The following is a 25,443-nucleotide window of genomic DNA, read 5'->3' on the forward strand; positions in this document are numbered from 1 at the left end:
CATTCTGCGCATTCATCGTCGCAAAGTGAGTAAATCCGCTGCCGTGGAAGCGCCGTGGAGCGCGCTGCGGAACAAAATGAGCGGATCCATTGCGCTGGAGGCCCCGAAAGGCCCATATCGCAATGGATCCGCTCATTCTATGCAGTTGTCGTCGCAAAGTGAGCAAATCCATTGCGGTGGGAGACATCTGGAGCCATCTGAATCCTCCACCGCAATGGAATTGCTCACTTTGCCATTGTCTTGGCCGGCCGGCCGAACCCGGGGATCAGTCCGCCGCGTTGAGCTTGGAGCGCTTGCGGCTGTACGCGAAGTACACCACCAGACCGATGCCGAACCAGACCGCGAACCGCACCCAGGTCTCCCAGTTCAGGCCGGCGATGAGCACGAAGCAGAAGATGATCGCGCAGATGGGCGTGAACGGCACGAGCGGGGCCTTGAAACCGCGGTGGGCGTCGGGCTGGGTGTGGCGCATCCACAGGATGCCCGCGGACACGATGATGAACGCGGACAGCGTGCCGATGTTCACCAGCTCGAACAGCACGTTGATGTTGATGAAGCCGCCGGCGACGGCCGTGAGGATGCCGAAGAACCAGGTGCCCTTGAACGGGGTGCGGTACTTGCTGTGCACGTGGCCGAAGAACTCCGGGAACAGGCCGTCGCGGCTCATCGCGTAGCAGATGCGGGACTGGCCGTACAGCTGCACGAGCATCACGGTGGTCATGCCCACCAGCGCACCCAGGTTCACGATGAACGCGAGCCAGTTCATGCCGGTGGCCAGGATCACGCCAGCCACGGGCGCGTCGATGAAGTTGGCGAACTGCTGGTAAGGGACCACGCCGGTCATGATCAGCGTCATGATGATGTAGAACACCGTGGAGATGATCAGGGACAGCAGGATGCCCTTGGGCAGCGTCTTGTTGGGATTGACGGTCTCCTCGGCGGAGGATGAGACGGCGTCGAAGCCGATGAAGCTGAAGAACACGATCGATGCGGCCGGCACGATGCCGTACGGCTGGGTCGATCCGGGCTGGAATGTGTAGATGCCATAGGGGGAGAAGGGCTTCCAGTTGGCCGGGTTGACGTACCAGACCGTGCACACGATGAACAGCACGATGATCACGAGCTTGATCATCACCATCACGTCGTTGGTCCTCTTGGTCTGGTTGATGCCGATGGACAGCACCCAGGTGATGAGTAGCACGATCACGAATCCGGGCAGGTTGAAGTACGTGGTGACGCCCGGCGTGGTGCCGTATGCGGCCGTGAGCTCAACGGGCAGATGCAGCCCGAAGCCCTCCAGCAGCTTGTTGAAGTAGCCCGACCAACCGGCGGACACGGTGGCCGCCTGCAGCGCGTATTCGAGGATAAGATCCCAGCCGATGATGAATGCGATGAGCTCGCCGAACGCCAGGTAGGAGTAGGAGTATGCGGAGCCGGACACGGGGGCCATGGAGGCGAACTCCGCGTAGCACAGGCCCGCGAAGCCGCAGCAGATGGCGGCCAGCAGGAACGAGACCGACAGCGCCGGGCCGGCGGTCAGCGCGCCCTTGCCGGTCAGCACGAAGATGCCCGTGCCGATGATCGCGCCGATGCCGAGCATCGTCAGATCGAATGTGCGCATGGTGCGCTTGAGCGGGGTGGATTCAGCGACCAGCTGATCCACCGACTTCTTGCGAAAAAGATCCATTGTCTTCTCTCAATATACGGAATGGATATGGGCTGGACCGGACGGAGTTCCGGGACCTCGGCACGCCTTAAACGCCGGGAATCAGAATGACCGCGCGTGAAACAGCACCGCGCGAACATGTTGAGCAAGCATAGGGCGGCATGGGGACAGAAGGCCGCATCGCGATGGACTTCGTCTCGGAATGCGGGCTCACGAAAACGTCATAGTGCCGCGCCACAATGGAGCGCATGAGTTTGAATGCGGCCCCGGAATGGGTTTTTTCGAGTGAACAGGGCAAGGCCAACTACAAGGCGGCGTGCAGGAGATATCCCGCGCAGTGCATCGTCGATCTCAAGGCGCTGCGGGACAACATGGCCCGTCTCGTCGAGATCTGCGGAGGGCCCGATTCGGGCACGGCCGTGATGGGCGTGGTCAAGGCGGACGCCTACGGCCATGGCCTCATCCCGTCAGCCCTGGCGGCACTGGCCGGCGGCGCGACCTGGCTGGGCACCGCCCAAGCGCACGAGGCGCTCGCCCTGCGCGCGGCCGGCATCGGACCGGATCGCTGCCACATCCTCACCTGGATGTACTCCGGCCTTGAGGTGCCCTTCGACGAGCTGATCGCCGCGGACTTGGACGTGTCCGTCGGCTCCCTCGCCGGCATCGCGCGCGTGGCCGAGGCCGCCCGCAAGGTGGGCCGCCCCGCCCGCGTGCATGTCAAGTGCGACACCGGCTTCGGCCGCAACGGCTTCACGCCGGCCGCCTTCGACGAGGCCCTGCGCGAGCTGCGCGAGCAGGAGGCGCTGGGGCTGATCCGGATCGTGGGCCAGTGGAGCCACCTCGCCGTGGCGGATGCGCCCGACGTGCCTGAGTTCGTCGCATCCACGGACCGTCAGATCGAGGTGTTCGACGAGTTCACCGATCGCATGCGCGCCGCTGGTCTGGAGCCGCAGATCCGCCATATCGCCAATACGGCCGCCACGCTGGACCGCCCGAAGGCCCACTACGAGCTCACCCGCCCGGGCATCGGCCTGTACGGCTACGAGCCCGATCCGGCCATGGGAACCCCGCAGCGCTACCATCTCAAGCCCGCCATGACCCTGCAGGCCCAGCTTGGCACGGTCAAGGACGTGGAGGCCGGCCACGCCATCTCCTACGGCCGCACCTATCTGGTGCCGCAGAACACGTCCACCGCCATCGTGCCGCTGGGCTATGCGGACGGCATCCACCGTTCCGCCTCCGGCTTCGACATGCAGGGCGCCAAGCACGTCGAGAAGCTCGGCGGCCCGGTCCGTCTCATGACCAGGCAGGGGCCCAAGCTGGAGCGCGTCTCCGGCCGCGTGTGCATGGACCAGTTCATCCTCGACCTGCACGGGTCGGCCGCGGACATGGGCATCCAGGAGGGCGACACCGTGGTGTTGTTCGGCCCCGGCCGCGGCGAGGCCGTGTGCGAGCCCACCGCCGACGACTGGGCCCGCGCCGCCGAAACGATCAGCTACGAGATCTTCACCTGCCTGAGGAACCGCATCCCGCGCCTGTACCTCAACGCCGCCGAGGTGCTGCCGCCCGAGGACCTGAAGCTCCTCGACCCCGCGTCGATCCTATAAGGGGCGAGCAATGGAAGCCGGTGCCATCGGAGCGTTCGAACGCATACCCGCGGGCGAGGGGTACGGCCCGCGCGACGAGGAGCGGTGGGCGCCCGAACCGCCCAAATCCAAGTCGCGCACGGCGTTCGAGCGCGACCGGGCCCGGCTCATCCACTGCTCGGCCCTGCGCAGGCTGGGTGCCAAAAGCCAGATCCTGGTGGCCGGCACCGACGACTTCGCCCGCACGAGGCTCACGCACACGCTTGAGGTGGCGCAGATCGGCCGGCAGATCGGCGCGCTGCTGGGCTGCGATCCGGACGTGGTCGACTGCGCCTGCCTTGCGCACGATCTGGGACACCCGCCCTTCGGACACAACGGGGAGCGGGCGCTCGCGGCCATCGCCGGCGGCATCGGCGGGTTCGAGGGCAATGCGCAGACCCTGAGGATCCTCACGCGCCTGGAACCCAAGGTGTTCCATCCGGACGGACTGCGATCGGCCGGCGTGAACCTTACGCGCGCCTCGCTGGATGCGGCCGTCAAATACCCGTGGACGCTGCGGGATGCGCCCGCCAAGCCGGACGGCAGCCCCGGCACCAAGTTCTGCGTGTACCCGGACGACGAGGACGTCTTCCGGTGGCTCAAGGACGGCGTGCCCGAGGATCTGCGCCGCACCAAGCCCATGGAGTGCCGGATCATGGATCTCGCGGACGACATCGCCTATTCGGTGCACGATGTGGAGGACTCCATCGCCACCGGCGCGTTCAATCCGATCGTGCTGGACGATCCGCGGATGATCGACCGGATCGTCGACAGCACGCGCGAATGGTACGGATCGCAATGGGACGCGGACGGGCTGGTCGCGGCCTACGGACGGCTCAAGCGGCTCAACATGTTCCCGGACCATTTCAACGGGTCGCGCCGGGCGCTGGCCCAGCTCAAGAACATCACGTCGGACCTGATCGGCCGGTTCGCGTGGAGTGTGGAGGAGGCCACGCGCGAGACGTACGGATCCGGCCCGCTCACGCGCTATTCGGCCAGTCTGGTGATCCCCGAATCGACGAGCTACGAGATCGTGGCGCTCAAGGGCATCGCCGTGCATTTCGTCATGGCCCCGCGCGAGCGGGAGCCGTTCCACCGCGAGGAGCGCACGATCATCGGGGATCTGATCGACGTGCTCATGCGCGACTCGCCCAAACCTTCGGAGGCCTTGGAAAGCCAGTTCCTGGACGATTGGTACGAATGCTCGAACGATGACGAGCGGTTGCGCGTGGCCGTGGATCAGGTGGCCAGCCTGACCGATGGCTCCGCGCTGGCGCTGCACTCCATCCTGTGCGGCTGAGCCCGGCCTGCCTGCCCGCCCGGCCGCCCTGCTCTGCCCGGCCGCCCGCCCGGCGCATCCCGGAACGTTTGGTCCGTTTTACGCCGGTTTTTCGGGCCGAAAACGAACCAAACGTTCCGGGCTGTCGAATGCGCCGGAATGCGCCGGAATGCACCCGGCCGTGCGCTACTGTAGTGAGCTATGGCTGGAATGATTCTGAAGGAAGACGTGGAGAAGGTGCGCGCCGCCGCGGACCTGTACGACATCGTGTCCGCATCCGTCGCCCTCAAACCGTCCGGTACCGGCACGTACGTGGGCCTCTGCCCGTTCCACGACGAGAAGACCGGAAGCTTCAACGTGCGGCCGTCGCTGGGCGTGTGGCACTGCTTCGGCTGCGGGCTGGGCGGCGACGTGTTCAAGTTCGTCGAGCAGCAGGAGAACATCGACTTCCGCGAGGCCGTGGAGCTGCTCGCGGACAAGTACCATATAGAACTGCATTACGAGCAGAACGGGCAGGGCGCCAACCGCGAGGCCGCGCACGGGACCAGACGCGCCCGTCTGCTGGAGGCGAACGAGGAGGCCCAGCGATTCTTCGTCTCGCAGATCATGAGCAAGGAGGCCCTCGCCGCGCGCAAGCTGCTGGGCGGCCGCAACTTCAGCCAGGCCGATTGCGAGCGCTTCGGCTGCGGCTACGCGCCCCAGGGATGGGACAATCTGGTCCGCCACCTCGCCTCCAAGGGCTTCACGCAGAAGGAAATGCTGGATGCCGGCCTCGCTCGTCAGGGCCAGCGTGGCGTCTACGACTACTTCCGCGGCCGAGTCACGTGGCCCATCCGCGATTCGACCGGCCGCACGCTGGGCTTCGGCGCGCGCAAGCTGTACGAGGACGACACGATCGCCGCGAAGTACATCAACACGCCGGACACGCAGCTGTACCGCAAGACCCAGGTGCTCTACGGCATCGATTTGGCCAAGACGTCGATCGTCAAGAAGCGCCAGGTGGTGATCGTGGAGGGCTACACGGATGTGATGGCCATGCATCTGGCCGGCGTGGACACCGCCGTGGCCACGTGCGGCACCGCGTTCGGCGCCGATCACGCCAAGATCGTCCGCCGCCTGATCGCCGACGATTCGCTGGGCGCGATCCAGCTGATCGGCCCGCGCAAGGTGGACGGGCAGGCCCTCAGCTCGCGCGTCGTGTTCACATTCGATGGCGACGCGGCCGGTCAGAAGGCCGCCCTGCACGCCTTCGGCCTCGATTCGGCGTTCCTGTCGCAGACGTTCGTGGCCGTGGCCGACGACAATCTCGATCCCTGCGATCTGCGCATCCAACGCGGCGATCAGGCCGTGCGCTCGCTGGTGGAGCATGCGCGCCCGCTGTACGATTTCGTGATCGAGACGGCGATCGACCGGTTCGACACGCAGTTCACCACCGGCCAGATGGGGGCCGTGCATGCGGTGGCGCCGGTGATCGCGCAGATCCGCGACCGGTCCCTGCTGGACATCTACACGCGCAAGGCCGCCCGCCGCATCGGCGTCGATCTGGACATCCTGCAGCGCGAGGTGGCCTCCGCCCGCCGAGCCGCCCATGTGCGCGACGAGGACGCCTATGCGCCGCGCCGCCGTGGTGGATCCGGTGGTTTCGGCGGTTTTGACGGTGAACGCGAGTTCGACCGGGAGCGTGAGCGCCAGGGCGAGAACCCGTTCGCCAATCCTGCCGCGCGAAAGTTGCTGGAGCGTCAGGATGCCAAGAACCAGACGTACCATCGCATCGACGACGCGGTGTTCATCTGCGAGCAGCAGTTCATGGCCACGCTCATCCAGGTGCCGCGCGCGGTGGACCGGTCGCTGTTCGGGGCGCTCACGGTCGACAGCTTCACCACGCCGGTGTTCCGCACGCTGTTCCAAGCGCTCGAGGCGGCGGGCGGACTGCCATCGAACGATACTCCGCAGGGGCTGTGGATGCACGCGCTGTCCAAGGCGGGCGGGCCCATGCTCGATCAGGTGATCAACGAACTCGCCGTGATGCCGCTGCCGCTGCCTCCCTCGCCGGCCGGTGCGGGTTCCGAGGGCCCGGGCGCGCAGGATGCGGCGGGATCGCAGAACGCGGCGGCCGTGCAGTTGCGCGCGCCCAGCCAGGCCGAGACCCGGTACGCCACCGAACTGCTGGTGCGACTGATCGACATGGACTACATGCGCCGGATCGCCGCCGCGCGCCGCCGCATGGCCCAACTGCCCGACGGCGACGAGAAGTTCGCGCTGCTGGGCCGCGTCGCCAAGCTCGAGGCCGCCCGCAAGGACCTCCAGTCGCAGGTCTACAACAACAACGTGGCCTAGTTGAGCCGGCTCTCTCGTCATTCTGAACGAAGCGTAGCGGAGCTAGCCCTCCCTTGTGCCATCCTGAGCGAAGTGTGGCGGATATGCCCTCCCTTCTGTCGTCCTGAGCGGTGCACGTCGGGCCCCTCCCGCTGTCATCCTGAGCACTGAGCCGTGACGGGCAGCCCGGTGGGCTGTCCGTAGGCGAAGGGAGCCGCCGCCAAGGCGGCGACGGTCCGGCGCAGCCGGACACCGTAGCGGAGTCGAAGGATCCTTCACTTCCCGCACAAATCTCCGCCGAGTTGCAGGATCTGCCAGCAACTTACTGAGCTTACCTGTTTACTGGCAAAACCTGTATCTGAGAGCCCCCAACAGCCCGCTAAAATGCTAGATCTGCCAGCAAACAGGAAAGACGATCGACTTGCTGGCAGATCCTGCAACTCGGTTCGACAGCGGGCGCTACAGGGTACTCTCTCATCCTGAGCAGAGTGAGGACTCCCAACGTCATCCTTAGCGAAGTGTGGCGGAGTTGGCCCTCTCGTCATCCTGAGCGCGCAGCGGAGCGGAGTTGGCCCTCTCGTCATCCTGAGCGGAGCGTAGCGGAGTCGAAGGATCCTTAATTCGCGCACAGATTTGGTGCACAGCGGGCAAGGATCCTTCGGCTTCGCGCTACGCTGTCCGGCTTCGCCGGACCGTCGCCGCCTTGGCGGCGGCTCCCCTCGCCTACGGACAGCCCACCGGGCTGTCCGCTTCACGGCTCAGTGCTCAGGATGACGGTCAGGCGACGTCGCGTAAAGACAGGATCGTTTCCCCATCTTCGTACGTACAATAGATGTGTTGTCGGCTGCCTGATGACGACAGATTGGAGGGAACCATGTCCACCATGACGTTGAACATTCCCAATGTGGATACGGCGCGATACGTCGATGCGGCTAACGCCGCGCGCGCGGCGGGCATCGATCTCGATGAGTATCTGCGCCACGTGATTGATACGTTCGCCCAGCGCGACGACATCAAGGGCAGGATTGCTCATGCGCTGCCGACCGATACCGTGCTGCGCACGGATTCGGATTTCGACGCGTTTGAGCGTGAGGTGCTGGGCGATGCTTGACGTCGCCTATTCCGAATTGGCCAAGGCCGATCTCAAACGGCTTGCGCGATACCGGCGTGACTATGCCGCGGAGGTCCTTCGCATCGTCCGTGAGGAACTGCGTGTGGATGGCAGGGTGTCCGACGCCTATGCACCGCATATATTGAACAATCCGAACGGACATTACTCCGGATACATGGAGTTTCACGCATGCTGAGCTTCATGATGGTGTGTTCGGAATTGAGTGGCCTCATTCCTGATGTGCTGAGCCGTCCCTTGGTCATCCTGAGTGAAGTGTGGCGGAGTTAGCCCTCTCGTCATCCTGAGCGGAGCCGAAGGATCCTTAATTCACGCACATGTTTGGTGCACAGTGGCCAAGGATCCTTCGACTCCGCTCAGGATGACGGAGAGGATCTGCCAAGGAGGGCCGCTCAGGCGACGAAACAACCGGGATCCGGTATCATGGAGTCATAGCGGCGGTCTTCCGGAGGCTGCGCCCGATGCGACGTGGAGGTTGCATCATGAGCAAGAGGTTTGGGAACGGCAAACTTGATTTCACGCGACTCAACGGCATCGTGTACTGGGCGTCGGTGCTGATCGAGGTGATTTGCTGGATCGGCGCGGCGGCGTGCACGGTCATGCTGGTGCTCACCGTCATGGCGGGCGGCGTCGCGGACCGCATGCCGAATGGCGGATACGGCCAAGAAACCGGGCAGGGCTCGTTCGGTGTCGGCGTGGCGGATACGGTCGCCGGCTTCACGTTCACGCTGCCGGATCCCGCAACGGACTCGCAATACCAGGCGCAATTGTGGCGCATCGACTGCGTGCCGGCGACGAATACGATCAACGGCATGGATCCTGACCAGTACCGGATCATGCTTCAGGAGCAGGCCGAGGCGCGCGCGGCCAACCCCGCTGCGCTGTTCACGCTGATCGTCCTGCAGCTTGGCTGTGCGATCGCGATGGCGCTTGTGATGCGCAACATCCGACGCATCAGTCAGGTCATACAGTCGTGGCTGGATCGCGCCGACCTGTTCAGTCCGTTCGATGAAGGATTCGTCGAATCCCTGAATCGCATCGGCTGGCTGCTCATCGCGATGCCCGTGGTCGCGGGGGCTGGCTCACTGCTGGCGGTGGTGCTTTCGTCGATTACCGGCCGGTCGAATCTTAACATCTCGCCGCAATTGAGCGAGATCGGCATGTACCTCGTGGTCGGCGCGCTGGCGCTGCTCATCGCGCACGTGCTCGACTACGGCGGCGGAAGGATCCCGCAGGGGGCGCGGGCAGCGGCATCATGAGGGGAATGCGCTTTATGCCATTCTGAGCGCTGAGCCGTGAAGCGAAGTTGGCCTTCTCGTCATCCTGAGCGGATCGCGTAGCGCGAAGTCGAAGGATCCTTAACTTACGCACGTGATTGGTGCACAGTGGCCAAGGATCCTTCGACTTCGCTCAGAATGACGGGGCGGTTCGCCGTGAAGACCGACAGATCGTAGTTACTGTCAGGTCAGCGTATCCGTGCGCAACCCGGATGCGCTGGAACGGGAGCTGTCGTCGTTGCGCGCGGTACGGGTCAACTATCCGAAGATCCTGATCACGCTGGATGATGAACGTCCAGCCTCATACGAGGGCATCGAACAGGTCTACGCCTTGAAGTGGCTGGTCGGCTAGTGTTCCTGAAGGCACTGAAACAGCGTTCCCGCTATCTGCCGTTTCGGGTATTGTGGAATGATCGGCGGGGATGATGGAGGGATGCCGGGATGAATGATGCACCGCTGCAACTTGACGACATCAGGCCGGGTCTTGTCCTTTCCGGCGTTGTGTCCGGCCAATCGGTGACGGTAGCGGCCGTGATGCCGATGAGCGATGATGCCGTGGACATGTTTTATACGACGGCCGATGGCGGCACCGGCAGGGAGATCATCGGATCCGACGGCATCGCGCGTCTGCGGGTTGTGCAGCCGGAGCATGGCGGACCGCGGTTCGACGCAGATCCTGACGAATTCCGGCTGGCGGCGGAGGCGCTGCGCATTAGGTACGCCGCATTGTATGACCCGATGGCGGCGGTGTACTCCTCGGACATCGATCCGCTGCCGCATCAGATTCGCGCCGTATACGAGGATATGTTGCCGAAGGTGCCACTAAGGTTCCTGTTGGCGGACGATCCGGGTGCGGGCAAGACCATCATGGCGGGTCTGTACGTCAAGGAAATGCTGTTGCGTTCGGCCGCCGAGCGCGTGGCCATAGTGTGTCCCGGCGGGTTGGCGGAGCAGTGGCATGACGAGCTCGCGCAGAAGTTCTCGCTTGATTTCGAGGTGTTCCACCCGTCCATGCGGTTTGCGTCGCCGTCGGGCAATCCGCTCCGCGACCATGACCGGCTCATCATCCGCATGGATCAGGTTGCGCGCAATAACGAGTTGATGGACATGATCGGAGAGGTCCGGTGGGACATTGCCATCGTGGATGAGGCTCACCGCATGAGCGCCCATTTCCGGAACCAATATGGCGATGTGGAGCGCACAAGCCGATTCAGATTGGGCGAGACGCTGGCTGCAACGGCCGAGAACCTGCTGCTGATGACGGCAACGCCGCACTCCGGCAACGAGCGGGACTTCCAGTTGTTCATGTCCTTGTTGGATCGTGACCGGTTCGCGGGGCTGTACAAACCGGCTCGTCACCGCCGCACCGATACCCAGGGCCTGATGCGCCGCATGGTCAAGGAGGATCTGCTCACTTTCGAAGGCAAGCCGCTATTTCCCGAACGCCGGGCCGAAACCGTCGCCTATGAGCTCTCGGCCGGAGAAACGGATCTGTACCGGGCCGTGACGCAATACGTGCGTTCGGGCATGAATGCCGCGGCCAGACTGTTGCAAGCCGACGGCCGACGCGCGAACAGCATCGGCTTCGCCCTGACGATTCTGCAGCGCCGTCTGGCATCCAGTCCCGAAGCCATTCTTCGCTCGCTGGTTCGTCGTCGCGATCGCCTGTCGGAACTGCTGCGTCGCCTACGGGAGGACCCCGATTCCATTGCAACTATGTTCGAGCCGGCGGCCAACCAGCCGACCGACATCGATGACTATGAAGACATGTGGAATGAAACCGACGAGAACGGTCAGGGTAGACTTGAACTGGAACTTGATCAGGTGGTCGATTCGGCCACGGCCGCGCGCACCGAGCAGGAGCTTGCCGCGGAGATCGGTGTGCTTGACGGTCTCGTGAGTAAGGCCAAGGCGGTGCGCATGACAGGCGTGGATGCGAAGTGGTCACAGTTGACGGACATCCTCCAGCATCGTGTGCTGGATGCCGGCACCGCCGAACAACCGCACAAGATGATCGTGTTCACCGAGCACAGGGATACGCTCGACTACCTGTCTCGTCGGATCGCTTCGCTGCTGGGACGGCCGGAGGCGGTGACGGTGATCCACGGCGGCATGAACCGCGACGAGCGCAAGGCCGTGCAGGAACGGTTCATCAGCAACCCCGACGTGCGCATTCTGGTGGCCACGGACGCAGCCGGCGAGGGACTGAACCTGCAGAGAGCCGACTTGATGGTGAACTACGATCTGCCGTGGAACCCGAACCGCATCGAGCAGCGCTTCGGGCGCATTCACCGCATCGGACAGAAACGCACCTGTTTCCTGTGGAACCTCGTGGCGAAGAACACTCGCGAGGGCGAGGTGTACGGCAAACTGCTGGGCAAGATCGAAACGATGGGCAAAGCCTACGGAGGCCGTTTGTTCAACGTGTTGGGCGACGGCAGGGCGTTCGACGGCAAGCCGCTCAAGGACCTGATGCTGCAGGCCATCCGGTATGGCGATGACCCCGAGGTGCAGGCCAGACTCGACCGGGTCATCGACAGCGGCGTGAGACAGAAACTGGACGAGCTCATTGCGGAACGGTCCGCCCATCCGGAGATGTACCCGAGCCTTGACGTGCGCGAGGTTCGCGAGCTCATGGAGAAGACCCGCGAACGCAAGCTCCAGCCGGGTTTCATCTCCGCGTTCTTCCTGCCGGCTTTCCAGCGGCTTGGTGGCACGGCACGGCAGCGCGAAACCAACCGGTGGGAGCTGACCCATGTGCCGTCCGCCATTCGCAGACGTGCGGAGCGGATTGACCGTCATCGGATGGTTGTGGACGCATATGAGCGCATTACCTTCGATCCGGGCCTTACGCATCTCGGCCACGGCAGCCCGGATGCGGTGCTGGTTGCGCCGGGTGTGCCGCTACTCGACGCCGTCGTTGATTTCGTCATCGACAGGTACGGCGAGGCCTTGGACCGAGGAACCGTGTTCGTAGACCGTACGGATACGCAACCTGACGAGCCTATTCTGATGGTTGCCGCTGAACAGACCATCATCGATGCGAAGGGCAGCGCCGTCTCCAGGCATTTCGACTACCTTCAGCTCGGCGAACACGGCGAGCCGGCATTCTCCCAAGCGCCGCCGTACTTGGATTACGACGGTCCGCGGGACGAGGAACGCGGCAACATCGAATCGTTGCTCGCCGCTCCGTGGCTGCATGACGACCATGCCGATGCGATGCGCCGTATGGCATACGAGCGGGGCACCAAGCCTCGCTTGGCCGAGCTGCAGGCGCGCCGGACGGTGGAGAACGAACATGTGCTCGTACAGGTCAGGAGTCGGTTGAACGCGGAGATCGACTACTGGTACGGCGAGTACAACAAGCTGCGTGATGACGAGCGGAACGGCAGGCGGGGCGGGCGCATGACCTCCGGCCTTGCCCTCAAGCGCGCCCGGGAGATGGAGGAGCGGCTCGACCGGCGCGAGCGGGATCTGAGCGAGGACGTGCGACTTCGTGCCAAGCCTGCGGTGATGCGCGGCATGGCGCTGGTGGTTCCCGAACGTCTCATCGTCATCGGGGCGAACGACAACGAGGCGGCGTCCAGACCGTTCGCGCGGAACACCGAGGAAGTGGACCGGCGGGCGGTCGCCCTGACCATGCGCATGGAGGAGCTGCTCGGCAATGCGCCCACCGAGATGCCGCACAACAACAAGGGGTTCGACATCCGTTCCGTTGACTGGCAGGGTTACGTGCACTTCATCGAGGTCAAGGGGCGCATTGACCTGCCCGAGGCGGATACGTTCACCGTGACCGCCAACGAGGTGGCGTTGGCCCAATCGCAGGGGGACCGGCATCGCCTCGCCCTGGTGCGTGTCAGTCCGGACGGGCCGGAGCATGACGCCATTCGGTACGTGGCGCATGCGTTCGACCACATCAGCCCCGCGTCCTCCACGCGATCGTTCAATGAACAGTGGGCCGACTACTGGGATCGGGGGTACGCGCCGATCAAGGTTACTTCGTAACATTGTCTGGTTTGCATACAATAGAACGGATAGAAAGTAATAGGAGAGTAGAGCCATGACGGATACGCCACGCAGGAAGAAGCTCATTGAGACCGGCATTCCGCTCAAGAAGATCAATGAGGAGTCCGCCCGCGAGAAGTCGCTTCGGCATGGCTTGCCGTCCACACTGCACCTGTACTGGGCGCGCCGGCCTCTGGCCACCACGCGTTCCATCCTGTTCGCACAGCTGGTCGATGACCCGTCCGCGCACCCGGACCGATTCCCCACGGCGGAGGCGCAGGACGCCGAGCGCAGCCGTCTGCACCAACTGATGGAACGGCTCGCCCGCTGGGAGAACGTCACCGACGCCGAGCTGTACCGCGAGGCCAACCGCCTGATCACGGAATCGTGCGGGGGGGGCTTGCGGTATTGGACCCGTTCGCGGGCGGCGGCTCCATTCCATTGGAGGCGCAACGGTTGGGCTTGGAGGCTCATGCCTCTGATCTGAATCCGCTGCCGGTTATTCTTAACAAGGCGCTCATCGATTTCCCGGCGCGATTCCGCGGGCAGGCGTCCGTCAATCCGGAGTCCGAGGTGTCCGCTGTCGACCGTGCCGAGGGCATGGCCGACGACATCCGTTATTACGGTCAGCTGCTGCGTGACAAGATGTTCGCCAAGGTGGGCCATCTTTACCCCAAAGTCACGGACGATCAGGGAAATGAACACGCCGTCATCGCGTGGATCTGGGCGCGCACCGTCACCAACCCGAACCCGGCCAACCCGGTGCAGGTGCCGCTCGTGCGCTCGTGGTGGCTCAGCAAGAAAAAGGGCCACGAGGCGTGGATCAAGCCCATAGTCGAGGATGATGGATCGATTCGGTATGAGGTGCAGCATAATGCCGATGGGCCGAAGGGGGATGACGAGTGGACCATCAAAAATGGTAAGGGTGGCAGGTCCATTGTCGATGGCACTCCATTCACGTATGACTATGTGCGTGAAGAAGGAGAGGCGGGACGACTCGGAGCGGTGCTCATTGGCGTAGTTGCCGAGACCAATCGTGGACGTCTGTATTGTTCGCCGGATGCCTTGCAAATTGATGCCGCGAATGTTCCGCGTATAGAAGATGCTGGCCTTGACGTGCCCATTGCCGAGAATCCACGTTGGTTCTCGCCTCCGCAATACGGTATGTGTACCTTCGCGGATCTGTTCACCAACCGGCAGTTGACGGTGTTGACGACATTGGCGGATACCGTGGCCGAGGTGCGCGAGCAGGTGCTTGAGGACGCGCTCGCCAAGGGGCTGCCGCAGGGCGAGCCTCTGGATGCGGGTGGCACCAGCGCACAGGCGTATGCGGATGCCATCAGCGTGTATCTGTCCCTCGCCGTCAGCCGGCAGACCGATAGGTGCTCGTCTATCGCCAGTTGGCAGAATATTGGTGAGAAGATTCGTAACGTATTCGCTCGCCAAGCCATTCCCATGACATGGGACTTTGCCGAGGCTAATCCATTTTCATCATCATCAGGTAGTTTCTCAAGCAATGTGAATTGGGTTGCTGAGGCCATCCAGAACGTTCCCGCCCATCCCCAGTGCGAGGCGCATCAGGCCGATGCAGCCACGCGCGACTACACGAACGTGGTGGTGTCCACCGATCCGCCGTACTACGACAACATCGGCTACTCGGACCTGTCCGACTACTTCTACGTATGGCTGCGTCGTATGCTCAAGGGTGTGCTCCCGTCCACGGTGCGCACCACGCTCACGCCCAAGGCGCAGGAGCTGGTCGCCAACCCGTACCGTCACGGCGGTAGGGAGGGAGCGGCCGAATTCTTCGTGGACGGGTTCAACCATGTGTTCGCGCATATCCGCGAGACCGCGAACACCAGCGTGCCGATGACCGTCTACTACGCCTATAAGCAGCAGGATGAGAAAAGCGGTACTTCAACAGGTTGGTACGCATTGCTCGATGGCCTGATCAAGGCGGGCTGGGAGATCACCGCCACATGGCCGGTACGCAGTGAGCGAGGCGGACGTATGATCAGCGTCGGCACGAACGCGCTTGCCTCCTCCATCGTTCTCGCCTGCCGCCCGCGTCCGGAGGATGCGCCGTCGGTCACGATGCGCATCTTCAACAGCCTGCTGCGTTCCGAACTCACCGAGGAACTCAGAACTCTGATGGCGTCCGGCATCGACCCGGTGGACCTCAATCAGGCGGCGATCGGCCCCGGCATCAGCGTGTACTCGCGTTACGCGCGCATCCGCGAGGCTGACGGCACCGACATGCCGGTGCAGAAGGCGTTGGAGATCATCAACCGCACCGTCGACGAGGTCATGGGCGACACCGACTCCGATTACGACCCGGACACGCGCTTCGCCGTGAAATGGTATCAGTCGTACGGCTGGGAGCAGGAGAACACAGGCATGGCCGACCAGCTGGCCCGCTCCTGCGGCACCTCGCCCGACGCCTTGGTTCGCGGCGGCATGTTCGAGGCCGCCGGAGGCAAGTCGCGGCTCCTGACCCCAGCGGAGATGGACGATACGAACTGGCATCCGCTGCAGGACGACCATGTGAGCCTGTGGGAGGCGTGCATCCGCATGGCCGGCATCCTCGATGCCAAAGGCGTGGACAAGGTGGCACCCGTCATGGCCGAAGCCGGGGAGCTGCTGCCTCTGGACAGCATTCGTGCACTGGGATTCCGCATGTACCACGAGGCCGAGAAGCGCAAGGACACTGAAGGTGCCATCCGCTTCAACAACCTTGTCTCCATGTGGGACGATCTCTCGCTCATGGCGGCGAAGGAAACTGTCGTGCTGCAGGGCGAACTGGACGTGTGAACGGCAATACACAGGATTTGGGGATAAAGGAGTTCCATCATGGCGATCAACAACAGGGACCGTGTAGGCAAGGCGTTCGACTTCCTGTCCGAAGGGCTGGTCGACCCGGTCGACGAGGTGATGACCAAGGTCTACGGCACATTGGATTGGCCTGACGCATGGGCGCTCGCCGAGCAGCAGAAGTATGGATCGCCGTTGCGCAAGATGAGCAAGACGGACGTACAGGTGCAGCTGCATGCCATCACCGAGTACGGGCGCAACTTCAACGACATCCTCTCGCGTGCACAGCAGTCGTACGCATCCGAACTGCGTGAAACGCGCAACCAGTGGGCGCATCTGGAGCCGTTCACGTCCGACGAGGCCATTCGCGCCCTGAGCACCATCGAGCTGCTGCTCAACGCGGTCAATGCCCCGGATTCCGCGGCGGACGTGCGCAAGTTGCGCGACACGCTGCAGCGCACCGTGTACGAGGACCACACGCGCAAGGTGAGCCAGCGCAAGATCCTGTCCGTGGATGCCACGCAGGGCATGAAGCCGTGGCGCGAGGTCATCGCGCCGCACGAGGACGTTGCCAGCGGTCGGTTCACCGCATCCGAGTTCGCTGCGAATCTCTACGATGTGGCGGTTTCGAAGACCGCGTGCGTGCCCGGCAACGCCTACGGAGACCCGGTGGAGTTCTACAACCGGACCTACCTCACCGAAGGCCTGCGCGACCTGCTCACGCGCGCCATCCGCAGGCTGGTGGGGGATAATAGCGGTTCTCCCGTGGTGAACCTGCAGACCAACTTCGGCGGTGGCAAAACCCACTCGCTGCTCGCCCTGTACCATATGTTCGGTGAGAAGTCGGTGGTGGATCTGTCATCCGACGTGCAGAACCTCGTCGCCGGGCTCGGCATCCAAGCATGGGCTCCGGGACTAGTGCATCGCGCGGCCATCGTCGGCACGCAGCTCAACGTCGCCAAGCCTAGCGTCAAACCCGACGGAACGCAGGTGCACACCATCTGGGGAGAGCTCGCATGGCAACTGGGCGGTGTCGAAGGCTACGCCATGGTCGCCGAGAATGACCAGGCTGGCAAACCGCCGGCGGATTCCCTCGACCAGCTGCTGCGCCGGTACAGCCCGTGCCTGATCCTCGTCGACGAATGGGTCGCATACGCCCGTCAGCTCGTTGGCCGTGACGATCTGCCCGCAGGCACATTCGACGACCAGTTCACATTCGCCCAGACCCTGACCGAAGCGGCCGCCTCGGTGCCCCATTGCATGCTGGTGGTCTCCATCCCCGCATCCGAGGACGGTGGCAAGGCGTCCAACATGGAAGTGGGTGGCGAGAACGGTCAGGAGGCACTGAAGCGTCTGCAGATGATCGTGCGCCGCAAAGCCGACCAGTGGCGTCCCTCTACGCGCGACGAGTCTTTCGAGATCGTACGCAAGCGCCTGTTCGAGGAGCCGGACGCGCAGGCACAAGCGCAGATAGCGCTCACGGCCAAACAGTTCATGGCCATGTATCGCGCCGAGCCGAAATCGTACCCTGCAGAAGTGACGAGCTCCGATTACGACAAACGCATCCGGTCCTCGTATCCGTTGCACCCCGAACTGCTGGACCGCTTGTATGAGGACTGGTCGAGTTTGGAGAACTTCCAGCGTACACGCGGCGTGCTGACACTGGTGTCGTCCATTATCCATGAACTGTGGGCGTCAAACGACTCAAGCCCGCTGATCCTGTCCGGCAACGTGCCGTTGGATTCCGAAACCGTTTACTCGAACCTTGCCCAGTATCTGCCCGACTCGTGGAAGGCCATCATTGACACTGACGTGTCCGGACCGCAGTCCACGGCCGCGCAGATCGACAACGACCGTCCCGCGCTTGGCCAGCGTGTGCTGACCCAGCGCGTGGCGCGGACCGTGTTCATGGGTTCTGCGCCTCGCGCCGGCCTGCCCAACCGTGGATTGGGAGTTCAGCATGTGTGGCTTGGCACCGCCATGCCCGGCGACGTTCCCGGCAACTTCGGTACCGCCGTCAGCCAGCTGGAACAGCGCTCCACATACTTCTTTGCGGAGGGTTCCGCATACCGGTATAGTCTCCAGCCGTCCATCACCAAGACCGCGCGTGACTATGCGGAACGGCTGCGTGAAGACCCGGCGAGCGTCTACAACGAGATCGTCTCCCGGCTCCAGCCGGAAGGGCTGGCGGGCAAGCGCGGCAAGTTCCGTCGCGTCTGCATTGCCCCGGAAGGCACAGACGGTATTCCGGACACCGATCAGGCCACGCTCGTCATCCTGCATCCCCGTTGGACGATCACCAAGGGCGAAAGCGACACCTCCGAAGCCAAGCAGTGGGTGCGCGACGCGATCGAGCATCGCGGTTCGGCGCAGCGATCCAACCGCAACATGCTCGTGTTCCTCGCGGCCGACCGCAGTCAGCTCACCTTCACCGAGGACGCGGCACGCTCCTATCTCGGCTGGAAGCGCGTGGCCGACAGCGAGGTGCAGCTCAACCTGACCCATCAGCAGATCGAACAGGCTAGGAACGCGATGGCAGGATTCGACAGGACGTTGAACGATCGCATTCGCAACGCCTACTGCTGGTGCGTATATCCCGAACAGATCGACGCCAGGAGCGCGTACCGCCTGTCCGACGTCCGCATCCCCGACAGCGGCGGCGACTCCATGGCGCAGCGCACCGGCAGCAAACTGGCGACCGACGACATGCTCGTCGAGCATTACGCCTCCAGCTCGCTGGGAGAGGACATGCGCAAGTATCTCTTGTCCGCGTTCACCGACGGCGTGCTGCCAGTGAAAACCGTGTGGGAGTGCATCACTCGGTTCCCGTACATGCCCCGACTCGTCGACCGTGAGGTATTCGACCATGCCATCGAGGATGCGCCCAGTGCCATGCTGACGCCTGACGATCGCTTCGCGGTTGCCTCCGGACGGTATGAATCGGGGCATTTCCAGAACCTCATCGTCCCCGGCGTGACGGACACGGCACAGGCCGTGGTGCAGGTGACCGACTCCATGCTCATCGTGGACTGGGATACGGCACTGGCCGATCTGGAGGCCGTCAAGGCCGAACGGGAAGCCGAAAGCCTGCTTCGCATCAAGGAGCAGCCCGCCGAACCCGCCGTGCGGCGACCGAAGCATGCCACGCCCGGCTCCCAGCCGGTTGAACCGGCGGACGCGGTCGATCCGTTCCGTGAACCGGCTCCGGCGAGGAAAAGGCGCTACTACGCCACCGCCGAGCTCGACCCGGATTGGTTCAGCCGTGACCTCGCACGCATCAACGAGGGCATCCTCGACCAGCTCAAGTATGCCGGTGCGAGCATCTCCCTCAGTCTGGAGATCCATGCCGAAATGCCGGGCGGATTCGACGACAACACCATCCGCATCATCGACGCCAGCGCCAAAACCCTGAAACTCGGCAACTCCGGGTTCGAGGAGGAATAACATGCTACAGGAATCAGATCAGCAATCGGAGCAGCAACAGGCGCGGGCGATCCTCAAGGACAGAGGAAGCCGCTTTCTGGACTATCTTGCGGCTGTGGCGCAGACCTTCGCCACGCGGACTCCGCGTCGGCTGGAAAACAGCGAAGCATTCATCCTGTCCTCGCAGATTCCCGACCGATCGAATCTGGTGAGCGTAGGGCCTTTGGGCACTGACCGTACGTGGCTGTCCATGAGACAGCCGAGCAAGCCCAAGCCTGTTGATGTCCCCCCGACGCTGGAACCGTATATCAATCGTCTCACCATTGTCAGGAGCACGCAGACGCCAAAGCTGAACCAACGCTTCGACGAACTGGAAGCGGCATGCGAACTCGGGACTCCGCACCCCTCGGCGGACGCATTCAAAGCTCGAGCGGAGACGAAACACGTTCGTGAGGCGTTTGCGACGTGGCGGGAAACCGTGTGGGCGCAGTGGAAGACCAGCGTGAAACCGCTGGAGGCGGCGCTGGACCTCTATCAGAAACTGTTCAACATGTATCTGCGGTTGGACAAGGACGCGGATTACGTGGAGCTGCTCTTTGGCCATTGCATCCTCACCTGGTCGGGACGGCATGCTGTCGACTACCCCTTGGTGTTGACCGGCGCCCACATGATCTTCAAGGAAAGTACGGGCACCATACTCGTCGAGGCAACCGGGCCATCACGGATGTCCGTGGCGCCGTTCGAGGGCGCGGATCTGCTTGGCTACAACCTGCTCGCCCGGTATCAGGACACCTTCAACGACCATCCTGCCGACGTATGGGACGAAACAGAGTCGAACGAGCTGAGGCGCGTCATCGTCAGTCAACTGGGAACCGCTGCGCGCATCAACGATACTCTGGACATCAAGCCGGGGAACGAACCCGTGCTGCAGCGAGGATGGTGCCTGCTGATGCGCAAGCGCGTGGACAACACGAGCGCGTTCTACGAAGGGCTGTCCAGAAAGCTGCAGACATCTGACTACCTGCCCGAGGCGTTCTCCTCGATGTTCAGCGATGTTAGCACGGTACGGGCTGCCGTGGGTGACAAACACGACGACGAGCATGCCGACCGGCTGCTCATGCCGTTGCCCGCCAACGACGAGCAGCGACGCATCGTGCGCCAGCTTGACCGCAATTCGGGCGTCACCGTGCAGGGGCCTCCCGGCACAGGCAAGTCCCATACCATCGTCAACCTGATCTCCCACCTGCTGGCGCAGGGCAAGCGCGTGCTCGTCACCGCGGAGAAAGCGCAGGCACTTGCCGTCTTGCACAACAAGATGCCGAAGGAAATCCAGGACCTTGCGGTGGCACCGATCGGCGACTCCGTGGCCGACGCCGAAATGCTGCGCCTTTCCGTGCAGCGCATGCAGGATTCCCTGACGGATCTGGACGTTGACGACGCGCGCCGACGCCTCGACGAACTGAACCGAACCATCGATGCGGCGGACGGCAGGCTTGCCGAGCTGAACCGCGGCCTCGCACAGTGCCTCGAGCGTCAGATGGACGAGTTCGAAACCACGGAAGGCTCCCTGACTGCAGCCCGCGTCGCCCAATGGGTGACGGCGAACGCGGCGCACAACGTCGTTCCGGACCATGTGCCGTCATCCGCGTCCGTGCCGCTGCCCTGGAACGAATACAGCGAATATGTTGCACTCGCGAGTCGCATACGGGACGACGACGCCAGGGAAAGTTCCCTGAACCTGCCGAACCCGTCCGTGCTGCCCACCGGAGCGGAACTGGCATCGCTGCATGCGAAGCTCGAACGGATCCGAACCAGCGTGGAACACCTTGCGCACAGCGGTCTGGACATGCATGCCATCGACGCCTCGCCCGTGGAACACGTGGAATCCGTCGTAGAGATCGTACGCCCGTTGCTCGCGGAACTCACGGCACTGGACGGACCATGGGAGCGAGAGCTTGGAGCAACGCTGCGCGACAGCCCCGAGCACCGCGAATGGCTGCGCAGCAGCCTTGCCCTGCTGCAGGATCAGTTGGACTCATGCATGCAGCTGTCCGGCCGTCTGCTGGGGCACACCGTGTCCGTTCCGGACGGCAATCCGAAGGACCAGCTCGATCTGCTCGAACAGTGGACGCAACGAGCACGTCAGGGCAAGCGACTGCCGCGCTTCCTCAACAAGGAGCTGCGCGAATTCGGCGAATCCGTAACGGTGGACGGCTATACGCCGCAGACTGCTGATGAGCTGCAATTGGTCGCGGCATACATCCAAAGCCGGCAACGGCAGTCGGCGCTTCCGGTACTGGTGCAGCAGACCTTTGCAGGCCTGCCCATTCCCGTCCCGGAGTTCAACGGGTCATACCTGATGGCTTTGGCCAGTCTGACGAAGAGAACGTCCGCCATCAACGCATGGTGGCATGAGCGCTATGCTCCGGCGCAACGGTTGTTGCGCCCGTATTTCCCGTTTGGGGATCCGGTCGCCGATCTCGATGCGTTGCGCCACGCTGTTGAAGCGCTGGAATCGTCGGTGGCTCGGCGCAGCGAGCAGGAACTCGCGCAGCGGCTCGACGACGTGCAACGGTTGCTGGATGGGCACGCAGGAGCCGGAGAATCACATCTCTGGCGATCTCTGAACGAATGCCTTCATGCCAAGGATTACGAAGGCTGGCAGCGCGCACTTGACGAGGCGGTGCGTCTGGCAGGCGTGGCGCGGGATGCCGCACGCTTGCAGACCCTGCACGATCGTCTGGGTGCAGTGGCTCCGCAATGGGCCGATGCCATCATGGCATCCCATGGCAAGCAGGCCGTCTGCGAATCCGAACAGGATTACACGCTCGCCTGGCGTCTGGCGCAGGCCTGCGCATGGCTTGCGGAAATCTCGCGCGAAACGGAAACCGGACCGTGGATCGACGAATCCAGAACCGTCAGCGAAACACGGCGCAAGGCGACGGTGGCGGCGGTGAGCCTCGCTTCCCGCATGTACCTGAAACTCACGCGTAACCCGGACGACCGCACGGCGTTGAACATCTGGCTTGATGCGATGAAACGCTACGGCAAAGGAACTGGCAAAAACGCGGGCAACTATCTGACCACCGCCAGACGGGCCATACCTCAAGCCATGAATGCCATGCCGGTATGGATCATGCCGCTGCACAAGGTGATGGACAACTTCGATCCGGCGGTATCCCAGCTGTTCGACGTGATCATCGTGGACGAGTCGTCGCAGTGCGACCTGCTGTCGGTGGGCGTGCTGGCCTTGGCGCGAAAGGCCGTGATCGTGGGCGACGACAAGCAGACTTCACCGTCCAACGCCTTCAAGAGCGTGGACAAAATGGTGAAGCTGCAGGAGCAGTACATTCCCGATTTCCTCGGCAAGTCCCTCCTGACGTTCGACGAATCGCTGTATTCGCTCTCGAACCGCGTGTTCCAGTCACAGATCATGCTACGCGAGCATTTCCGGTGCGTGCCGGAGATCATCGACTACTCCAATCGCTTCTACGACAGTCAGATCTTCCCGCTGCGCGAGCGCGACCATCCCGAGATCGGCTCTCCGCTGCGGGCCGTGCGCGTGGCGAACGCCCATGTGCAGAAGTTCGGCAAGGACACCGTTAACTTCAGCGAGGCGCAGGCCATTGCCGAACAGATCCGCGCATGCTGCGCCGACGCCCATTACGACGGCATGACGTTCGGCGTCGTGACGCTCATGAGCAGCGAGGCGCACCAGAAAATCGTCAGCGACAGGATCATCGAGGCCATAGGGGCGGAGGAATACGCGAAAAGGCGGCTGCGCGTAGGCAACCCTCCCGCATTCCAGGGCGATGAGCGAGACGTCATATTCCTGTCCTTCGTCACCGATGCCGCAGGAGGCCACGCCTATGCCGCCACGCGCATCAGCGACGCCCAATGGATGAACGTCGCGGCATCCCGTGCCAAGAACCAGCTCTGGGCGTTCTATTCCATGGATCCCGCGGCGCTGAACGCCAACGATCTGAGGCGGGGGCTGATCGAATACATCCGTGACTACGCGGTGGAGGAACCTGACAGCAGTCCCATGGCGACGGCGCATACCGATTTCGAACGGGACGTGATCGAGAACCTTACCGCGCATGGTTACCGGGATGAGCTGCGCGCCCAATACCGAGTCGGCAGGTATGCGATCGACTGCGTGGTTGACCTGGGGCAGGGGCAGCGGCTGGCGATCGAATGCGACGGTGACGAGAGCAAAACCGCCGAACAGTTCTCCATGGACATTGCCAAGCAACGTGTGCTCGAACGACTGGGATGGCATTTCGTGCGCCTTGCCGCATTGGATTACTATCTGGACCCGGAATCGGCCATGGCGCCGGTGTACTCCCATCTGACAGAGCTGACGCGGATGCGCGACGCGCTTGCCGCGGATGCTTCGGAGCCGGACGTTTCGCGGCAGGATAAGGGAGACGAAGGCGGACGTGGCGCGTCCGGAACGGACGATCCCGATGAATCGACGGACCGCGCCGAGCCCGAACCCTCTTTAGCCGACAGTACTCCGGCAACGGATGAATCCATTTCCGACACGCATCATGCGCGCCATGCGCGCCATGCCAAGGGCATCGCCGACTATGAAATGGAAGCGGAGTATTCGCTCCTTGAATACGGCAATCTGCTCAACGAATCAGACATTCCGAAGCAGTCAGATGGAGAATCTGACGTGGCATGGCTGCAATCCACGGTGCTCATGCTGGTGGCCAACGAATTCCCGCTATCGGTCGATCTGCTGAATCGACAGGTCATCCCGCTCATGCGCGAAAAAGGTTACTCCGCTTCCTATGCGCGTCGCCGTGTTGCGGGGGCTCTGGAATACCTTGTCACGAAGCGGCACATTGCATGTGTGGTGGGCTATTGCTATCCCATGCCTGTGGACGTGCCGTTCCGCATCATACGGGGCAGAGGCGTCAAAGACATCAGCGCCGAGGAAGTCGCCTTCGTTATACGGCAGCTCTCGTTCTTCCCCGAAGGCAAGAGAAGAAGCGTGATCGAAACCCAGTTGGATCGCATCTACGAGTGGAGCGGCAGAGATATGGGTAACAGCGCGCTCGTGGATCAGGCATTCCAAGTGATAGTGGATTCCGGTCTGGCGACCATCGAACACGATGTGGTCGTTCCCACGCAGCATTCGCTGCTTATGGGTACGCAGACGGCATCCGTCTGGCAAAGCATGATGGTGGCGGCATCGGAGAACGAACAAGCGCAAACCGTGACGGAATCCATCCCCGAGCATTCCGCAGACGTTGACGGTGGGGAAGCCGAATCCGAGGATGTTCAGGATATTCAGGACACGGGAGACCCCGATCTGGGCGATCGCAGACGCACGATCACCACGTACGGCGAACGGTATCATCTGCGGTATGCGGAACCCGTAGCGGTGAAGGATCTGCCGTTGCGCCGAGACTATGACAGTGTTGAGGATTGGCTAACGGACGTCATTATCAAACTTGTGTATATGCAGTTCCCGATCTGCCGTGCCATGCTGAGCCGGCAGCTGGCTGCCGTGCTGCGGCGTGCCGGCATTCGTCAGGGCGTGCTTGACGGATTGCTGACGGTTTGCTTGAAGCAGTGCGGCGAACGAATCCGGCAAGGGAAGGATGGCTTCTATTCTCCTCCGAAGGGCAAGGGCTTCCCATTCCGCATCATACGGCATCGGGAGATCGAATTCATCAGCACCCAGGAGCTCTCATTCGTCATGCAGTGCATTCTTCGGGATCGTCCGGATGGCGGCAAAGCGTGGCTGTTCGAGGAGACCCGTGCGGTGTATGGATTCCGAGGCATCGGGTCCAAGATCCGCGATGCCTTCGAATCCGCGTATCGGCGGCTTCCCGCATCACAGACAGATGCCGGGGAATAATGCCGCGAAGCATGTGAAAACCGCTGCCCGCGGTGTG

At 63.0% G+C, this 25,443-nt stretch carries 13 protein-coding genes; 12 read left to right on the forward strand and 1 reads right to left on the reverse strand.

Going from position 1 to position 25,443, the window contains the following annotated elements:
- Positions 1-265: 265 nt before the first annotated feature.
- Positions 266-1,687: an APC family permease gene (locus EMO90_RS01975; protein ID WP_150353895.1), complete on the reverse strand. Its 1,422-nt coding sequence runs from the start codon at positions 1,685-1,687 to the stop codon at positions 266-268.
- Between the two features lie 227 nt (positions 1,688-1,914).
- Here EMO90_RS01975 and alr point away from each other — a divergent pair, with 227 nt between their 5' ends.
- From alr to EMO90_RS02030, 12 genes are all read left to right on the forward strand, one after another.
- Positions 1,915-3,273, forward strand: coding sequence for an alanine racemase (gene alr / locus EMO90_RS01980; RefSeq protein WP_150353894.1), 1,359 nt, complete (start codon positions 1,915-1,917; stop codon positions 3,271-3,273).
- Positions 3,274-3,283: 10 nt separating this feature from the next.
- Positions 3,284-4,591, forward strand: a complete 1,308-nt coding sequence (locus EMO90_RS01985) for a deoxyguanosinetriphosphate triphosphohydrolase (RefSeq protein ID WP_150353893.1) — start codon at positions 3,284-3,286, stop codon at positions 4,589-4,591.
- Positions 4,592-4,771: 180 nt separating this feature from the next.
- Positions 4,772-6,907 carry a DNA primase gene (gene dnaG, locus EMO90_RS01990; RefSeq protein WP_150353892.1) on the forward strand — a complete coding sequence of 712 codons (2,136 nt, stop codon included), beginning with the start codon at positions 4,772-4,774 and terminating at the stop codon, positions 6,905-6,907.
- A gap of 862 nt (positions 6,908-7,769) precedes the next feature.
- Positions 7,770-7,997, forward strand: coding sequence for a hypothetical protein (locus tag EMO90_RS01995; protein ID WP_150353891.1), 228 nt, complete (start codon positions 7,770-7,772; stop codon positions 7,995-7,997).
- Positions 7,990-8,193 (forward strand): hypothetical protein, encoded by a 204-nt coding sequence (locus EMO90_RS02000; protein ID WP_150353890.1) that lies wholly within the window; start codon positions 7,990-7,992, stop codon positions 8,191-8,193. The genes EMO90_RS01995 and EMO90_RS02000 overlap by 8 nt, the downstream gene beginning before the upstream one ends.
- A gap of 373 nt (positions 8,194-8,566) precedes the next feature.
- Positions 8,567-9,274 carry a hypothetical protein gene (locus EMO90_RS02005; RefSeq protein ID WP_150353889.1) on the forward strand — a complete coding sequence of 236 codons (708 nt, stop codon included), beginning with the start codon at positions 8,567-8,569 and terminating at the stop codon, positions 9,272-9,274.
- A 217-nt stretch (positions 9,275-9,491) separates the two neighbouring features.
- Positions 9,492-9,644, forward strand: coding sequence for a hypothetical protein (locus EMO90_RS02010; protein WP_190971985.1), 153 nt, complete (start codon positions 9,492-9,494; stop codon positions 9,642-9,644).
- A gap of 89 nt (positions 9,645-9,733) precedes the next feature.
- Positions 9,734-13,297, forward strand: coding sequence for a helicase-related protein (locus EMO90_RS02015; RefSeq protein ID WP_150353888.1), 3,564 nt, complete (start codon positions 9,734-9,736; stop codon positions 13,295-13,297).
- 55 nt (positions 13,298-13,352) lie between these two features.
- The gene (locus tag EMO90_RS12310) at positions 13,353-13,784 is read left to right on the forward strand and encodes a DUF1156 domain-containing protein (RefSeq protein WP_223849732.1); all 432 of its coding nucleotides are present in this window, start codon (positions 13,353-13,355) and stop codon (positions 13,782-13,784) included.
- A gap of 113 nt (positions 13,785-13,897) precedes the next feature.
- Positions 13,898-16,108: a DUF1156 domain-containing protein gene (locus EMO90_RS02020; RefSeq protein ID WP_223849731.1), complete on the forward strand. Its 2,211-nt coding sequence runs from the start codon at positions 13,898-13,900 to the stop codon at positions 16,106-16,108.
- Positions 16,109-16,147: 39 nt separating this feature from the next.
- Positions 16,148-19,552, forward strand: coding sequence for a Swt1 family HEPN domain-containing protein (locus EMO90_RS02025; RefSeq protein ID WP_150353887.1), 3,405 nt, complete (start codon positions 16,148-16,150; stop codon positions 19,550-19,552).
- Between the two features lies 1 nt (position 19,553).
- Positions 19,554-25,406 carry an AAA domain-containing protein gene (locus EMO90_RS02030; protein WP_150353886.1) on the forward strand — a complete coding sequence of 1,951 codons (5,853 nt, stop codon included), beginning with the start codon at positions 19,554-19,556 and terminating at the stop codon, positions 25,404-25,406.
- The last annotated feature ends 37 nt before the right edge of the window (positions 25,407-25,443 follow it).

Source organism: Bifidobacterium vespertilionis, from assembly GCF_008698145.1.
In the GTDB taxonomy this organism is placed as follows: domain Bacteria; phylum Actinomycetota; class Actinomycetes; order Actinomycetales; family Bifidobacteriaceae; genus Bifidobacterium; species Bifidobacterium vespertilionis.

Bases quoted from the DNA above. Each gene is read 5' to 3' on its own strand.
- EMO90_RS02025 (WP_150353887.1), top strand. From the start codon at position 16,148: ATGGCGATCAACAACAGGGACCGTGTAGGCAAGGCGTTCGACTTCCTG.
- EMO90_RS02015 (WP_150353888.1), top strand. From the start codon at position 9,734: ATGAATGATGCACCGCTGCAACTTGACGACATCAGGCCGGGTCTTGTC.
- EMO90_RS01995 (WP_150353891.1), top strand. From the start codon at position 7,770: ATGACGTTGAACATTCCCAATGTGGATACGGCGCGATACGTCGATGCG.
- EMO90_RS02000 (WP_150353890.1), top strand. From the start codon at position 7,990: ATGCTTGACGTCGCCTATTCCGAATTGGCCAAGGCCGATCTCAAACGG.
- EMO90_RS01975 (WP_150353895.1), bottom strand. From the start codon at position 1,687: ATGGATCTTTTTCGCAAGAAGTCGGTGGATCAGCTGGTCGCTGAATCC.
- EMO90_RS02020 (WP_223849731.1), top strand. From the start codon at position 13,898: ATGGCCGACGACATCCGTTATTACGGTCAGCTGCTGCGTGACAAGATG.
- dnaG (WP_150353892.1), top strand. From the start codon at position 4,772: ATGGCTGGAATGATTCTGAAGGAAGACGTGGAGAAGGTGCGCGCCGCC.
- EMO90_RS02030 (WP_150353886.1), top strand. From the start codon at position 19,554: ATGCTACAGGAATCAGATCAGCAATCGGAGCAGCAACAGGCGCGGGCG.
- alr (WP_150353894.1), top strand. From the start codon at position 1,915: ATGAGTTTGAATGCGGCCCCGGAATGGGTTTTTTCGAGTGAACAGGGC.
- EMO90_RS12310 (WP_223849732.1), top strand. From the start codon at position 13,353: ATGACGGATACGCCACGCAGGAAGAAGCTCATTGAGACCGGCATTCCG.
- EMO90_RS01985 (WP_150353893.1), top strand. From the start codon at position 3,284: ATGGAAGCCGGTGCCATCGGAGCGTTCGAACGCATACCCGCGGGCGAG.